Source organism: Burkholderia sp. MSMB1072 (genome assembly GCF_001524725.1).
Lineage (GTDB): Bacteria > Pseudomonadota > Gammaproteobacteria > Burkholderiales > Burkholderiaceae > Burkholderia.
Window position 1 is genome coordinate 24,341 of the sequence record NZ_LOYC01000032.1, and the last position, 14,496, is coordinate 38,836.

The 14,496-nt window shown below is 66.5% G+C and carries 10 protein-coding genes and 1 pseudogene; 7 read left to right on the forward strand and 4 right to left on the reverse strand.

Going from position 1 to position 14,496, the window contains the following annotated elements; translation table 11 throughout:
- Positions 1 to 33 precede the first annotated feature (33 nt).
- The 3 genes from WS89_RS16585 to WS89_RS16595 are packed head-to-tail and all read left to right on the forward strand — an operon-like array spanning position 34 to position 6,207.
- A complete protein-coding gene (locus tag WS89_RS16585) occupies positions 34 to 2,226 on the forward strand; it encodes a hypothetical protein (protein WP_059792011.1) in 2,193 nt (730 codons plus the stop codon).
- Between the two features lie 49 nt (positions 2,227 to 2,275).
- Positions 2,276 to 3,742: a flippase gene (locus tag WS89_RS16590; protein ID WP_059501137.1), complete on the forward strand. Its 1,467-nt coding sequence runs from the start codon at positions 2,276 to 2,278 to the stop codon at positions 3,740 to 3,742.
- Positions 3,739 to 6,207, forward strand: coding sequence for a glycosyltransferase family 4 protein (locus WS89_RS16595; RefSeq protein ID WP_059501136.1), 2,469 nt, complete (start codon positions 3,739 to 3,741; stop codon positions 6,205 to 6,207). The genes WS89_RS16590 and WS89_RS16595 overlap by 4 nt, the downstream gene beginning before the upstream one ends.
- A 385-nt stretch (positions 6,208 to 6,592) precedes the next feature.
- Here WS89_RS16595 and WS89_RS16600 read toward each other — a convergent pair whose 3' ends face one another.
- The gene (locus WS89_RS16600) at positions 6,593 to 7,768 is read right to left on the reverse strand and encodes an acyltransferase family protein (protein WP_034205151.1); all 1,176 of its coding nucleotides are present in this window, start codon (positions 7,766 to 7,768) and stop codon (positions 6,593 to 6,595) included.
- A gap of 216 nt (positions 7,769 to 7,984) precedes the next feature.
- Between WS89_RS16600 and WS89_RS34230 the strand changes: the two genes are divergently transcribed.
- Both WS89_RS34230 and galU read left to right on the forward strand, forming a co-directional pair.
- Complete coding sequence (locus tag WS89_RS34230; protein WP_006479318.1) at positions 7,985 to 8,128, forward strand: hypothetical protein; 144 nt, start codon at positions 7,985 to 7,987, stop codon at positions 8,126 to 8,128.
- A 230-nt stretch (positions 8,129 to 8,358) separates the two neighbouring features.
- Positions 8,359 to 9,246, forward strand: a complete 888-nt coding sequence (galU, locus tag WS89_RS16605) for a UTP--glucose-1-phosphate uridylyltransferase GalU (RefSeq protein WP_059501135.1) — start codon at positions 8,359 to 8,361, stop codon at positions 9,244 to 9,246.
- Between the two features lie 381 nt (positions 9,247 to 9,627).
- On the opposite strand, the gene WS89_RS16610 is transcribed toward galU, so the two are convergent.
- Positions 9,628 to 10,743: an acyltransferase family protein gene (locus WS89_RS16610; protein ID WP_059792013.1), complete on the reverse strand. Its 1,116-nt coding sequence runs from the start codon at positions 10,741 to 10,743 to the stop codon at positions 9,628 to 9,630.
- A gap of 257 nt (positions 10,744 to 11,000) precedes the next feature.
- On the opposite strand from WS89_RS16610, the gene WS89_RS16615 reads away from it, so the two are divergent.
- Entirely contained in the window at positions 11,001 to 11,450 is a 450-nt protein-coding gene (locus WS89_RS16615) for an HU family DNA-binding protein (protein WP_006492882.1), read from the forward strand.
- Between the two features lie 328 nt (positions 11,451 to 11,778).
- Positions 11,779 to 12,142 (forward strand): annotated as a pseudogene (locus tag WS89_RS32555) (AadA family aminoglycoside 3''-O-nucleotidyltransferase); the annotation flags it as partial.
- 24 nt (positions 12,143 to 12,166) lie between these two features.
- Here WS89_RS32555 and WS89_RS16620 read toward each other — a convergent pair.
- Positions 12,167 to 12,640, reverse strand: coding sequence for a VOC family protein (locus WS89_RS16620; RefSeq protein ID WP_059792018.1), 474 nt, complete (start codon positions 12,638 to 12,640; stop codon positions 12,167 to 12,169).
- Positions 12,641 to 13,033: 393 nt separating this feature from the next.
- On the reverse strand, positions 13,034 to 14,191 hold the full coding sequence (locus WS89_RS34660; RefSeq protein ID WP_059501132.1) for a porin: 1,158 nt from the start codon (positions 14,189 to 14,191) through the stop codon (positions 13,034 to 13,036).
- Positions 14,192 to 14,496 lie beyond the last annotated feature (305 nt).

The following is a 14,496-nucleotide window of genomic DNA, read 5'->3' on the forward strand; positions in this document are numbered from 1 at the left end:
AGAAGCGCATTGCGACGTCTGATTCTGGTTGGCATGACGGTATGCGCGGCACTGCTGACGAGCGCCGTGCCGGCCGAAACGGTGTTGCCCGCGACGACGTCGTGGATCGGCAACACGTTCGGCTATGGCGACGGCGCATGGACGCAGATCGACATCCGCGCGATCGCGGTGACGCCCGAGGGCAAGGTGTATACGAATGCGCCGTGGGACGAGAGCGGTGCCGAGGCGAGCGTCTATCAGGACGGGAAGATGCTCGGCTTCGCCGGCGGCACGCACGGCTGGGGCAATCTCGGCGGCAACGCGATCGCCGTCAACAGCAAATATGCGTACGTCGCGATCGGCGTCGGCAATGAGCGCGGCCATCTGCAGTCGCCCGGCATCTGGCCGGACAAGGGCAAGCAATGGTTCGGCATCTCGCGGCGCGCGATCGGCGACATGAAGCAGCCGGCACCGTTTCGCGCGTCGCCGCAAGTCGCGCCGGGCGGGCGTGCCGACGCCGGCCGCGCGCGGATGGCTGCGAGCTTCATGGTGATGAACGAGGTGCCGGCGCCCGCGCGCTCGGAAGTGGGCGACGCGAAGGCGGAAGCGGGCGGCCTCGCGGCCGACGACAAGACATTGTTCGCCACCAATCCGTCGCGCGACGCGGTGGAGGTGTATGACGCGGAGACGATGCAGCGGAAGGGCACGTGGAGCGCGCACGAGCCGGGCCGCATCGCGCTCGCGGGCGACGGCACGCTGTGGCTGCTGACCGATACGCTGGGCGGGCCGGCGCATCTGGTGCACGTGCGGGCCGACGGCAGCAAGCTCGACGACGCGCCGGCGTTGCCGGAAGGCACCGACGCGGTGGACGTCGCGGTCGATGCGAAAGGGCGCGTGCTGGTCGCGGACAACGGGCCGCGCCAGCAGATCCTGATCTTCTCGAAAGGCGGCAAGGGCTATGCGCAGTCGGGCACGCTCGGCGAGCGCGGCGGCATCTTCGCGGGCCCGGTGCCGGGCCGGCCCGGACCGCAGCGCTTCAACGGGCTGACGGGCGTCGGCGTCGACCGTGCCGGCAACATCTATGTGTCGATGAACGGGATCGGGCCGCGCCACGACACGATCGGCGCGGGGCTCGGCGCGGTGCTGGAAAGCTATACGCCGGACGGCAAGCTGCGCTGGCAGGTGCAGGGGCTGCTGTTCGTCGATGGCGCATGGCTCGACCCCGCGCGGCCGAACAGCGTGTACACGGGCAACAAGCGCTTCGAGCTCGACCTGTCGAAGCCGCCGGGCCAGGACTGGAAATACGTCGGCTTCCTGTCGAACCGCTTCAAGTATCCGGACGATCCGGTGTTCCACACGGACCAGTATCCGGGCATGCCGATCGCGCGGCGCGTCGACGGCCGTACGTTCCTGTACCTGACCGACATGTACGCCGATCACCTGAAGATCTACCGCTTCGACGCGAAGCGCGACGGCGAGGTGGCGATTCCGTCCGGCCTGATCGCGGGCCGCGCGCGGCCGGTCGACAAGGTGCCGAACAAACCGCCGGGCGGCGACTGGCTGTGGCGCGACGCGAACGGCAACGGCCGGATCGACGCCGACGAGTTCGAGATCAACACGACCGGCAAGGCGAAGGCGGGCGGCTGGGGCTGGTGGGTCGACACGAAGGGCGACATCTGGCGCACGAGCGACGTGCGCGGCATCCACCGCTTCCAGTACGGCGGTGTCGACAAGGCCGGCAACCCGATCTATTCGTACGACAAGGTCACGACCTACCCGATGCCGCAGCCGTTCACGCAGCTGCGCCGTGCGATCTACGAGCCGCAGACCGACACGCTGTACGCGACCGGCTACACGGCCGACGCGCCGCCGCAGCCGGGCATCAACAAGGAAGTGGGGCGCGTGCTGATCCGCTTCGACAAGTGGTCGACGGGCTCGCCGGTCGTGCGCTACCAGGTGGCGTTGCCGTGGAAGCTCGATGCGAAGCCGATCTTCGACCTGATCGGGATCACGGTCGAGGGCCGCTACATCTTCACCGTGGAGCCGGTCGGCAAGATCCACGTGTACGACAAGGACACCGGCAAGGAAGTGGGCGTGATGAGCCCGGGCGCGGAGGTCGGCAAGGCGTCCGGCTGGGTCGACGTGCCGTTCGGCATCAGCGCATTCCGGCGCGAGAACGGCGAGTACCTGGTGTTCGTCGAGGAAGACGCGCGCGGCAAGGTGCTGATGTATCGCTGGAAACCGTGACGGGCGGCGCGCCGCCCACGACGTCGTCGCCGTCACACAAGGCACAAGCATGGACAAAGGCATACTCAAGAACGTTTCGATCAACTTCATCGGGCTGATCCTGCCGACCTTCGTGTCGCTGGTGACGGTGCCCGCCTATATCCATGCGCTCGGCGTCGAACGCTACGGCGTCGTCAGCCTCGTGTGGACGCTGATCGGCTATTTCGGGATCCTCGATCTCGGGATGAGCATGGCCGCACAGAACCACATCTCGAAGGCGCTCGCGAGCGGCAACGCCGACGAAAGCGCGCGGGTGTTCTGGAGCGCGTTCTGGCTGAATCTCGGCACCGGCATCGCGGGCGGGCTGCTGATCTACTTCGGCGCGTTCGTCTACACCGCGTATTTCACGAAGGTGTCGGCCGCGATGCAGCACGAGGTGTATCTGGCGCTGCCGTGGCTCGCGCTCGCGATTCCGCTCGCGAACGTGTCGTGGGTGTTCGCCGGCGCGATCAACGGCGCCGAACGGTTCGGCGTGTTCAACACGAACCAGACGATCGGCACGTTCCTGTTCCAGCTGCTGCCGCTCGGCGCCGCGTGGTGGATCGCGCCGAACCTGCAGACGGTGCTCGCCGCGGCCGTCGTCGCGCGGCTGATCGCCGCGGCGATGCTCGGTCACGCGAGCATCAAGGTGCTCGGGATCCGGCGCATCGACCCGCCGCAGTGGGGCACCGCGAAAGGGCTGTTCAACTTCGGCGGCTGGATGCTGATCGCGAGCATGACGAGCATGATCGCCGACACGCTCGATCGCGTGATGCTCGGCGCCGGCATGGGCGCGAAGTTCGTCACCTACTACACGGTGCCGCAGAACCTCGTTACGCGCCTGAACATGCTGCCGAACGCGCTGGTGCGCACGCTGTTCCCGCGCCTGTCGGCAGTCGGCCGCGACCATGCCGACACGCTCGCACGCCAGTCGCTCGAATTCCTGAACGGCGTGTTCACGCCGGTCGGCATCGTCGCGATCTTCGCGCTCGCGCCGTTCCTCACGCTGTGGGTGGGCGCCGATCTCGCCGCGCATTCGGCGCCGGTGGGCCGCGTGCTGGTGATCAGCGTCTGGCTCGTCGGTCAGGCGAGCGTCACGCGCATCCTGATCCAGTCGCAGGTCAACCCGGCCCGCGCGGCATTCGCCGGGCTCGTCGAGATGCCGTTCTTCGTCGGCGGCCTGTGGCTCGGCATTCATCACTTCGGGCTGATCGGTGCGGCGGTGGTCGTCGCGGCGCGCGCGCTCGTCGATTACGGCGTGCTGCTGTACCTGTCGGCGATCCGGATGCGCGCGATCGTGCTCGACATGCTGGCCCATCTCGCCTTCCTGCTCGCCAGCCTGTTTCTGGCGCAGGCGTGGTCGGGGCTCGGCGAGTCGATCGGCATGTGCGCGGTCGTGCTGGTGCTGAACGTCGCGTGGTCGCTCACGATGACCCCGGGGCTGCGCGCGCTCGTGCGCGACCTGTTTGTCCGTCTCAATGCGAGGAAAACCATATGAATCGCGATCTGGCGGAACACGCCGTCCTGAATCTCGCCACGGCCGATGCCGCCGTGGCCCACGCGGGCGATGCCGCCGCGCTGCACCGCGCGGTGCCGGCCGAGCGCGCCGGCGCGCGGCAGCCGGCGCGCGCGCTGCGCGTGGCGATCGTCCACGACTGGCTCGTCACCTATGCGGGCGCCGAGCGCGTGCTCGAACAGATCGTCGCGTGCTTTCCCGACGCGGACCTGTTCAGCCTCGTCGATTTCCTCGACGACCGCGCGTTCGTGCGCGGCAAGCGGGTGACGACGTCGTTCATCCAGAAACTGCCGTTCGCACGCACCAAGTACCGCAGCTACCTGCCGCTGATGCCGCTCGCGATCGAGCAGCTCGACGTGTCCGAGTACGACCTCGTGATCTCGAGCAGCCACGCGGTCGCGAAGGGCGTGCTGACCGGGCCGGACCAGGTGCACATCAGCTACGTGCATTCGCCGATCCGCTATGCGTGGGACCTGCAGCATCAGTATCTGGAGCAGTCGAACCTCACGCACGGGCCGAAATCGCTGCTCGCGCGGATGATCCTGCACTACATCCGCAACTGGGATACGCGTACCGCGAACGCGGTGGACGGCTTCGTCGCGAACTCCGCGTTCATCGCCCGGCGCATCAAGAAGGTCTATCACCGCGACGCGGCGGTGATCTTCCCGCCGGTCGACGTCGACGCGTTCTCGCTGAACGCGGTGAAGGAGGATTTCTACCTGACCGCGTCGCGGATGGTGCCGTACAAGAAGATCGATCTGATCGTCGAGGCGTTTTCGCGCACGCCCGAGCGCAAGCTCGTCGTCATCGGCGACGGCCCCGAGATGCAGAAGATTCGTGCGAAGGCTGGCCCGAACGTCGAGATCATGGGCTACCAGCCGTTCGCGGTGCTGCACGACCGGATGCGGCGCGCGAAGGCGTTCGTGTTCGCGGCCGAGGAGGATTTCGGAATCTCGGTCGTCGAGGCGCAGGCGTGCGGCACGCCGGTCATCGCATACGGCAAGGGCGGTGCGCTCGAAACGGTGCTCGACCCGCAATCGAACCTGAATCCGACCGGTCTCTTCTTCGACGAACAGACGGCGCACGCGATCGTCGCGGCCGTCGACGACTTCGAGCGCGCACCGCAGCGCTTCACGCCGGACGCCTGCCGCGCGAACGCGGAGCGGTTTTCCGCCGATACGTTCCGGCGGCGCTTCCTCGACTACGTGGAGCAAGCGCTGCCCGGCTCGACCGCGCAGCGCGGCACGGCCGCACCGATGCCGGCCGCACGCGGTCCGGCGACGCTCGTGCTCGATCAGAGCGGCGTGCTCGGCGGCGCCGAGCTGTCGCTGCTCGAGATCATGAAGCACATGCGCGCGAACGCCGACGTGCTGCTGTTCGACGACGGCCCGTTCCGCGCGGCGCTCGACGAGATCGGCGCGCGCGTCGACGTGGTCGAGCAGGGCGCGCTCGCGGGCGTGCGCAAGCAGGGCGGCGTGTCGTTCGGCGCGGTGAAGCAGCTCGTGCGGCTGGTCCGCGACGTCGCCCGGCGCGCGCGCCGCGCCGAGGTGATCTACGCGAACACGCAACGCGCGATGGTGGTCGCCGCGCTCGCCGGGCGGCTCGCGCGCAAGCCGGTGGTCTGGCACCTGCGCGACATCGTCAGCACCGACCATTTCGGCGGCAAGCAGCTGCAGGCGATCAAGTACTGCGCGCGGCTTGGCGTCACGCGCGTGATCGCGAACTCCGACGCCTCCGCGCAGGCGTTCCGCGCGCTGACGGGCTTCACGCCGCAGCACGTCGACGTCGTGTTCAACGGCATTTCGGCCGAACCGTTCGATGCGCTGAAAGGCGTGAGCCAGGCCGCGCTGCGCGCGCGCCTCGGGTTGCCCGAGGACGCCTGGCTGGTCGGCTCGTTCAGCCGTCTCGCGCGCTGGAAGGGGCAGCACGTGCTGCTGGAGGCCGCCGAGCGGCATCCCGACATGCATGTGGTGCTGGTCGGCGCGCCGCTGTTCGGCGAGGACGAGTATGCGGCGCAACTGCACGAATACGTCGCGCAGCACGGGATGGACGAACGCGTGCATTTCCTCGGGTTTCAGCGCGACGTGGCCGCATGCATGACGGCGGTCGACGTCGTCGCGCACACGTCGATCACGCCGGAGCCGTTCGGGCGCGTGATCGTCGAGGGGATGCTCGCGCGGCGGCCGGTCGTCGCGGCCCGCGCGGGCGGCGTCGTCGAGATCATCGAGGACGGCGACAACGGGCTGCTCTGCGAGCCGGGCAACGCGGCCGCGCTGGCCGATGCGCTGGCGGCGCTCAAGCGCGACGGCGCGCTGCGCGAGCGGCTCGTCGCGAGCGGGCGTGCGACCGCGGTGCGCCGGTTCGGCACCGAAACCTACGTGGAGCGGGTCGAGAAGATCCTCGCGGATACCGCCAAGGCGGCCAAGGCCGCGAACGCGAAGAAGTAGCGGTCGGTGCGAGCCGGCGGGAAACGGGCCCCCATGCGGCGTTGCGCTGCGCGGGGGCTTTGCTTTTCGGCGGGCGACGCGTGCGGTTGCGGCGGAGAGGCGGGTTTGCGCCCCCGGGGCCGAGTCGGGCGCGGGCGTGGCCGGTCGTCATTCTGGAACGGAACCGGGCCGTCGGGAACGTGGGGCGATCAGGCGCTGCCGCCGCAGCCATGGATATCGCCAGGGAGCCGCCCACGCGGGCCGTAGCGCGGTCGGACGGACCAGGCAGCCCGGTTCCTCTCGACCTGGCCCGCAACCGCGTGACGGCCATGAAAGAGCCCCCGCGCGGCGAGATACCGCGCGGGGGCTCCGGACCGGACGGGGCGACCGAGCTGGCCGCCTCGGGTCAGACGGCCTGTTCGGGCGACGACGCGACGACGCGGGCCGCGCGGGTCGGCTTGAAGCTGGCCGACCACATCATCGCCGGCCGTTCGAACATCCGGTAGAACAGGTACGCCACTGGAATCGCGACGGCCATGAACGCGAACGACGGCCAGATCGACAGTTGCAGTTCGGAGTGGAACAGCACCGAGCCGAGGCAGACGAACAGCGGCAGGTGGACCAGGTACAGCGAGTAGCTGAAGTCGCCGAACCAGCTGAGCACGCGCAGCGGCGGCGTCGGGCGCGGCGGGCGGGCGAGCGCGCGATACAGGAAGCATGCGAAGCCGGCCGACCACAGCTGGAACGCGCCGTACTGGCCGAAATGGAATGCGCCGCAGCCGGCGGCCAGCAGCACGGCGGCCGCGACGTACCACGCGCGCGACGGCACGACGGCCGTGCCGCGAGACTGCTGCGCGCGCACGTCCGCGATCCATGCACCGATCGTCCAGGACAGCCAGTACGACGTGAAGAACTGCAGGTCGTGCCGTTCGAGCAGCCAGGCCGACGCGACGTTGACGAGCGCGACCGCGGCCACGACGGCCGGCATGCCGATGCGCCGGCGCAGCGCGAACAGCAGCGGGTAGATCGCGTAGAACTGCACTTCCAGCGACAGCGTCCACAACGCGCCGTTCGACCCGTACGTGTAGCCGGCGACGCCCTGCAGCGAGAACAGGTTCACGAGGAACGCGACGAGGCCGACGTCGCGGATCTTGTGGCTGACGGGCTCGATCTGCAGGCTGACCGCGTCGAGCGCGAGCGTGAACAGCAGCGCGGCGAGCAGCACCGGATAGATGCGCGCGAAGCGGCGCACCCAGAAGTTCGGCGCGTCGAGCCGGTACGCGGGGTTGGCCGCGAGCTTGAGTGCCGCATTGCGGTGGATGCAGTAGCCGCTGATCACGAAGAAGATCGGGACGCCGGCGGAGCCCCACGCAAACGGAAAGGTCAGGTAGCCGGCGATCGCGCCCGGGCTCAGTGCATGACCGTAAGCATGATGGAAGCTCTGCATGCCGACCCAGACGACCTGGCGGCAGTGGAAATAGGCGACGAGCAGCGCCGCGAAGCCGCGCATCGCGTCGATCACGTGTTCCTTGTGATCGGCGACGGGCGGCGCGGCCAGAGACGATCCGCTGAAAGCTTGCATGCGATTCGATTCCTTGCGACGGATGGACGGGAAGTTTCATCCAATCGTAATGCGCAAGAATTCGGTCAATGAATAAAAAAATCTCGCCGGAAATTCCGGTATTCCGCATCATGGGTTTATTCAGGGATGAAGGAGGGCCGTCGAGGAGCTCCAATTATTTGCCGATTTTTTTCTGATAGTTTGAAGCTCCGGTTGATTGATGCAAGGAGCGGCAAGATGGACATGCATTGGATCGCGAGCGCTGCAGTACTGCTGGTCATGGCCGTGCTGTCGGCGTACCGCGAGGCGCTGAAGAACGAACCGATCCGCCCCGGCCTCGAGCGGGGCGGCGTGCCCTATATCGAGGAGTTCGAATCGTAAGAATTTGTATCCGGGAAATCGGTAATTTGTTTCTGCTTCGGCAATCGGTTCGGCAATATCGACCGAACTGAAACGATTATATTTTTTCCGAAATAATTGGGCGATCAGTCCATATCGAAAATGAGCGGAGTGGAATTGGCAGTACCGTCGATTCTCGATATGCCGTTCGGAACACAATCGCGCCGGGTCGCGGGTCGACGCGGCGCAGTCAACGCTATCAGGATGCGAACATGTTGAAAGTTACCAAGGCCGTGTTCCCCGTTGCCGGTCTCGGCACGCGGTTCCTCCCGGCAACGAAGGCGAGCCCGAAGGAAATGTTGCCCGTCGTCGACAAGCCGCTGATCCAGTACGCGGTCGAGGAAGCGATCAACGCCGGTATCACCGAGATGATCTTCGTGACCGGGCGCAGCAAGCGCGCGATCGAGGATCACTTCGACAAGTCGTACGAGATCGAGGCCGAACTCGAGGCGCGCGGCAAGGAAAAGTTGCTCGAACTCGTGCGCGGCATCAAGCCGAGCCACGTCAACTGCTTCTACGTGCGCCAGCCGGAAGCGCTCGGTCTCGGCCACGCGGTGCAGTGCGCGGAGAAGCTCGTGCACGGCGAGCCGTTCGCGGTGATCCTCGCCGACGACCTGCTGCACGGCGAACAGCCGGTGCTCAAGCAGCTCGTCGACGTGTTCGACCACTATCACAGCTCGGTGATCGGGGTCGAGACGATCCCGCGCGAGGACAGCCGCTCGTACGGCGTCGTCGAAGGCCGGGAGTGGGAAGAGGACATCATCAAGCTGTCGGGCATCATCGAGAAGCCGGCGCCCGAGGATGCACCGTCGAATCTCGGCGTGGTCGGCCGCTACGTGTTCATGCCGACGATCTTCGATCACCTGCGCAAGCTCAAGCCGGGTGCAGGCGGCGAACTGCAGCTCACCGACGCCATCCAGTCGCTGCTCGCGAACGAGCAGGTGCTCGCGTATCGCTACTACGGCACGCGTTTCGACTGCGGCAGCAAGATCGGCTATCTGAAGGCTACCGTCGAGCTCGCGCTCCAGCATCCGGAAGTGAGCCGCGAATTCGAGGCGTACCTGCGTACCTGTTTGCCCGCGCTGGCTGCCGTCGCTTAAGCGGCCGCGCGCTCCGTCGTTTCAGGTGGTGGTTGTTCCGTTGGCCCCGGCCGCTCGCGCGCCGGGGCTTTTTTGTTTTTGCGGGCGCACGAGCCTGGTGCGCGACGTCTGCATGCGGTGCCGGGAATGTGCGGAGGGCGGCGTGGCGCGACGCGCGAAGTGTGTCGATGACGCGGGATGTCGCGCGTGAAACCGGTGCCGAAGTATTCGCTGCGTGACCGGATCGGCGGATAGGTTGCGCGGTATGCACGACGCTCGCGCGGGTGGCGCCCGACGACGCAACATCGGCTGCGATGCCATCGGCCGTCGGGCTTCGTTGCCGGTATCGCGGCGTTGCGATCCGGCGTCCGCCGAGTGCCGCGTGCTGCGTTCGTGTGCCGCTCAACGCGGCGACGCGCTCGGCTGCGCGGCGAAGTGCCGGGCCAGCATCGCGGCGATGGGTTTCTTGAAGTCGAGCAGCCGCTTTTCGAGATAGCGCCAGGACAGGTGCGCGAGCAGCACGGCGAGCGCGAATTGCAGCACTTCCGGCAGCGCGTCGCGGACGATGTCCGGTATCGGCACGTGCGCGAACGACGCGGGCAGCACGCCGAAGCGCGCCGGAATCAGGTTGTGGAACAGGTAGAAGCCGTAGCTGATCGTGCCGAGATAGGCGAGCGGCGCCCAGTCGAGCAGCGCGACGACGGGATGCTCGGGCTCGCTGACGATCCACAGCATCAGCGCGCCGAGCGACACGGACAGGCCGAGATCCGCGAGCCCCGCGACCGCATCGGGCAACGCCGTGCAGGCGGGCAGCACGAGGAAGAACGCGACGCCGGCCGCGCCGAGCCAGGCGGGCGGCACGCGGCGCGTGGCGTCGGCGCGATCGGCGAGCGCCATCGCGCCGACGCCGCCGAGCGCGATCAACGCGAAATTCCACGGGGAAAACGCGTAGATCAGTACCGGCGACGCGTCCGACAGGTAGAGCGCGAGATGCGCGAGCGCGCACAGCGCGACGGCCGCGACGCCGAGCGCGACGTGTCGCGCGGCGGGCAGCGCGAGCAGCGCGAGCGGGGCGATCAGATAGAACTGCTGTTCAACGGCGAGGCTCCAGAAGTGCGACGTGGAGCCCGGCCAACCGTCCTTGACGACGCCGATCCAGTAATTCGACAGGAACACCGCGTGCCACGCGAGCCCGAGGTTGACGCCGCGCTGGTAGAACAGCGCGTGCGCGATCGCGAGCGCCGCGAGCAGCAGGTAATACACGGGAAAGATCCGTAGCGCGCGCTTCGCCAGGAACAGCGCCAGCGCGTGGCGACGCGTCATGGTGCCGCGCTCGACCGCCTGGCGGTTGCGATGCAGCTCGCCGACGATCAGGAATCCGCTGATGAGGAAAAACGTCCACACGCCAAGCTTGCCGACGTCGACGGCAAGGACATGGCCCTTGTGGGACAGGAAAACGAGGATGACGGCGAGGGCTCGCAGGCCGTCGAGTCCTTTGACGTATCTGACTTCGCGCATGGAGGCATCCGGGCATTGAGCGAGCCCAGTATAGGTGCGCAAATATCGAACGTAATTCGAGTTCGGACGTATACGTGAAGGCGTTTTTTCACGCTCGAGCGTCGACGAAGTCGGTCGCGCGCAACAAAACCTGCGGGAAACCCCGTGAAAACGCATAAAAGTACTGCACGAAGCGTCAAGGCGCTTGTAGAATCCGGCGTTGAAGCGCGCGCGTTGCACGCTTCGTGTATCCAACGACCACACCTGGTAGGAGAAACATGGCGACTTCCGCAAAAAAGGTGGCCAAGAAGGCTGCCGCACCGGCCACCAAGAAAGTGGCTGCCAAAAAGGCTGCGCCCGCGAAGAAAGTAGTGGCCAAGAAGGCTGTCGCGAAGGCAGCACCGGCTGCTCCGACGCCGCTGAAGGACAAGTTCACGAAGGCATCGCTCGCAACGCACATCGCTGAGCGCGCAGCTGTCGAAGTGAAGGCGGTCAAGGCAGTGCTCGCCGCACTCGAGAACGTCGTGCTGGGCTCGGTTCACAAGAAGGGCGCAGGCGAGTTCACGCTGCCGGGTCTGCTGAAGATCACGGCACAAGTCGTGCCGGCGAAGAAGAAGCGCTTCGGCAAGGATCCGTTCACGGGCGAAGAGCGTTGGTTCCCGGCGAAGCCGGCCAGCGTGCGCGTGAAGGCACGTGCGCTGAAGAAGCTGAAGGACGCGGCAGCGTAATGCCGCGCAACGACTGCCGAATGCAAGTCGGCAGCCGTTGCGATGTCCCGCGATCCCCGTACGCGACAGCGTGCGGGGATTTTTATTGCGCCGCGCAAATCGCGCGGCAGCGAACGGCCGGCGTGGCAATGACGGGCGGCCCGACGCACGATGGGCGGCGGATCGTATGCCGCACATTCGCATCCATATGCGCATCGCCGGGCGACGACCTTCTTGCGCGCGAGGCGCTGTTTCGTCGCGTTCCGTAGCGAGCGCGTCGCCAGGTTCGTCATCGTGACGGACCTCTTCCCGTACGACATCGCCGGCCGGGTCGCCGCCGCGCGCCGCGATCGAACGGCAGCCCGGTGCGATGCCGCAAGCGATCCACCCGTTCGGATCGACGCTCGACGGCGGCCTGAAATTGCGCGGCGACATCGATTTGCTGGCGACGGTCGCGGTGCGCCCGGACGAAGCGGCGCGCTGATGTCGGACCTGCTCGGCGCGTCGGCGTTGCCCGGTCGAGACGGTGTGCGTGCGCTGGAGATCACCGTCATCGCGCTCGGCGACGTGGTGCCGTGGCGTCATCGGGCGCGACGCGAACTGCAGTTAGGCGAATAGCTGCGCCGCGATCTGGAAGCCCGGTATCGTCGAGCCGCTGGTGGTCGATCACGATCGCCATCCTGCTGACGAAGGCGCGACAGCACGCGGCGTCACGCGAGCGCCGGCCGCCCCTGTCGTCAGCCCGCCGTGCCCGCAAAGGCGGCCTTCAGCGCGGCGTCGTCGAACTTGGTCATCTGCATCATCGCGGCGGCCACGCGCCCCGCCTTGACCGTGTCGCGGTCGGCCATCATCGGGATGAGCGCTTCCGGAACGATCTGCCACGACACGCCATAACGATCCCTCAGCCAGCCGCAGCCGTCGGCCGTGCCGCCGTTGTCGAGCAGGGCGCTCCAGTAGCGGTCGAGTTCCGCCTGGTCCGCGCAACTGACGAGCAGCGAGATCGCGTGATTGAACGCCTCCGTGCTCGGGTGGCTCATCGCGAAGAATGGCTGCCCGAACAGCTCGAATTCGACCATCCGCGTGCCGTCGGTGCCGGGTACGGCCGTGACGCGCACGATGCGCGAGTCCGGAAAGATGCCGGCATAGAAGGCCGCTGCTTCTTCGGCTTGCGTCGAATACCAGAGAAAAGGCGTGATTTTCTGAATCGTCATGACGAGTCTCCTGTCTGTATGGGTCCGGGGCAAACCGTGTGCCGCCATCGATACGACGGACGACGCCCGCCGGAATCGACGCGCGGCGCGCACAAATTTCGCATCGGTCGAGCCGGGCGACCCCGGCTATGCGGATGGTAGTCGCTGAACGGAGAAACGGCGACCTCTCCTGACATCGGAAACGGTGTTGCGGATGCATTGCAGCCGCCAGGCGCCGCTGCCGGCGCGCGGACCTATGTCGGGGCTCGCCTTTGGCGCGGAGGTCCTGCGGGCGGTGCCGGCCGCGCCTGCAGGAGACGGACGAAAAAAAGCCAGCCGCGGCCGAAACCGGGGCTGACTTTCCAGGTCGGCGACAAGGCGTCGAAGACGCCATGCACGCCGGATACTTCGTTTTTAGAACTTGTGACGCAGGCCGAGTGCGACGATTTCCTGCGAGCTCTTGCCGGCGATGCCGTACGAACCGACCGACGCTTGCGCATCGCTGCCGTCGGCGTTGTGGCCGCTTGCGTGCTGGTACGCGCCAACCAGGTAGATGTCCGTACGCTTCGACAGCGAGTAGTCCGCGCCGAGCGAAACCTGGTGATACTTGGCGTCCGTCTGGCCGCTACCCTTCGTGTAGATGTAGCCGACGCCCAGCAGCAGCGGTGCCGATGCTTGGTACGTGACGAACGCGCGGCCCGTGTTGTACTTCTGGTTCGTGCCGAAGCCCGAGTTCGCATCCGCCTTGTACTGCGCGTTGCTGTAGCCGAGGCCGAACGTCACGGGACCGAATGCATACTGGCCAGCGACTTGCGCGATGCCGATCGACGATGCCGACGTGTACGCGTTGTTGATGAAGCTGCCCGAGCCGTCGAAGATCGCGTCCGACGTGCCGGCCCAGCCGGTGCGCTGGCCGGTTGCGTTCAGCGGAGCCGAGTTGTTCGCGTGGAAGTAACCTGCAGCCAGGCCGAGCGGGCCGTTGTTGTACGCTGCAGCTGCCGCCCACGTCTGACCCTTGCCGGTTGCGCCGGCGACGCCGCCGAGCGCGTACATCGCTTCGACCTGCAGGCCTGCCCAGACCGGCGACGTGTACTTGATCGCGTTGCTGACGCGCAGGCTGTTGTCGTTGTTGTCGACGTCGCCCGGCGTGGCGAACACGCTGCCGAAGTAGTTGTCAGCCGTGACTGCCTGAACCAGGTCGACGAGCGGGTCGTACTGGCGACCCAGCGTCAGCGTACCGTACTGGTCGCTTTGCAGACCGACGAAAGCCTGGCGACCGAACATGCGGCCACCCTGGCCCAGTGCACCCGATGCCGAGTTGAAGCCGTTTTCCAACTGGAAGATCGCCTTCAGGCCGCCACCGAGGTCTTCCGAACCCTTCAGGCCGAAGCGGCTGCCTTGCAGGTTGCCGCTACCCATCGACCACGAATTGTTACCTTGACCATCGTTGCCGTGAACGTAGGTGATCGACGTGTCGATCACGCCGTACAGCGTCACGCTCGACTGAGCTTGAGCAGCGCCGGCCGCGCCCAGCAGGGCGAGCGAGAGGGTCGAGAGAGCAAGTTTCTTCATCGTTGAGTTTCTCCACGCAAGTGATTCATCGTTATTTGTTGCGGATTGGAGAATAGCTCAGTGCCATACACGCAAGAAAGCTTAAAAAATAAAGTGTCTCGAAAAGGTAACAGCGGGAAAAAGTCCATATATATCAAGCACATCAACGACTGTTCCTGTTTGTGAAATAGTTGACAATTGCTGCGTTGCGATTGTTTCAGTAGTTGACGCACATGTCGGCAGACCCCCCGTTTCGGCCCGTTACAGCAGGAAAACGAGGGTGTGCAAACGTTTGCCGTTGCAGGTGCGTGCGCGTCGATGTGTCG

What these genes read in the sequence shown, in the direction of transcription:
- WS89_RS16585 (WP_059792011.1), top strand. Translation starts at nt 34, where the DNA reads ATGACGGTATGCGCGGCACTGCTGACGAGCGCCGTGCCGGCCGAAACG.
- WS89_RS16590 (WP_059501137.1), top strand. Translation starts at nt 2,276, where the DNA reads ATGGACAAAGGCATACTCAAGAACGTTTCGATCAACTTCATCGGGCTG.
- WS89_RS16595 (WP_059501136.1), top strand. Translation starts at nt 3,739, where the DNA reads ATGAATCGCGATCTGGCGGAACACGCCGTCCTGAATCTCGCCACGGCC.
- WS89_RS16600 (WP_034205151.1), bottom strand. Translation starts at nt 7,768, where the DNA reads ATGCAAGCTTTCAGCGGATCGTCTCTGGCCGCGCCGCCCGTCGCCGAT.
- WS89_RS34230 (WP_006479318.1), top strand. Translation starts at nt 7,985, where the DNA reads ATGGACATGCATTGGATCGCGAGCGCTGCAGTACTGCTGGTCATGGCC.
- galU (WP_059501135.1), top strand. Translation starts at nt 8,359, where the DNA reads ATGTTGAAAGTTACCAAGGCCGTGTTCCCCGTTGCCGGTCTCGGCACG.
- WS89_RS16610 (WP_059792013.1), bottom strand. Translation starts at nt 10,743, where the DNA reads ATGCGCGAAGTCAGATACGTCAAAGGACTCGACGGCCTGCGAGCCCTC.
- WS89_RS16615 (WP_006492882.1), top strand. Translation starts at nt 11,001, where the DNA reads ATGGCGACTTCCGCAAAAAAGGTGGCCAAGAAGGCTGCCGCACCGGCC.
- WS89_RS16620 (WP_059792018.1), bottom strand. Translation starts at nt 12,640, where the DNA reads ATGACGATTCAGAAAATCACGCCTTTTCTCTGGTATTCGACGCAAGCC.
- WS89_RS34660 (WP_059501132.1), bottom strand. Translation starts at nt 14,191, where the DNA reads ATGAAGAAACTTGCTCTCTCGACCCTCTCGCTCGCCCTGCTGGGCGCG.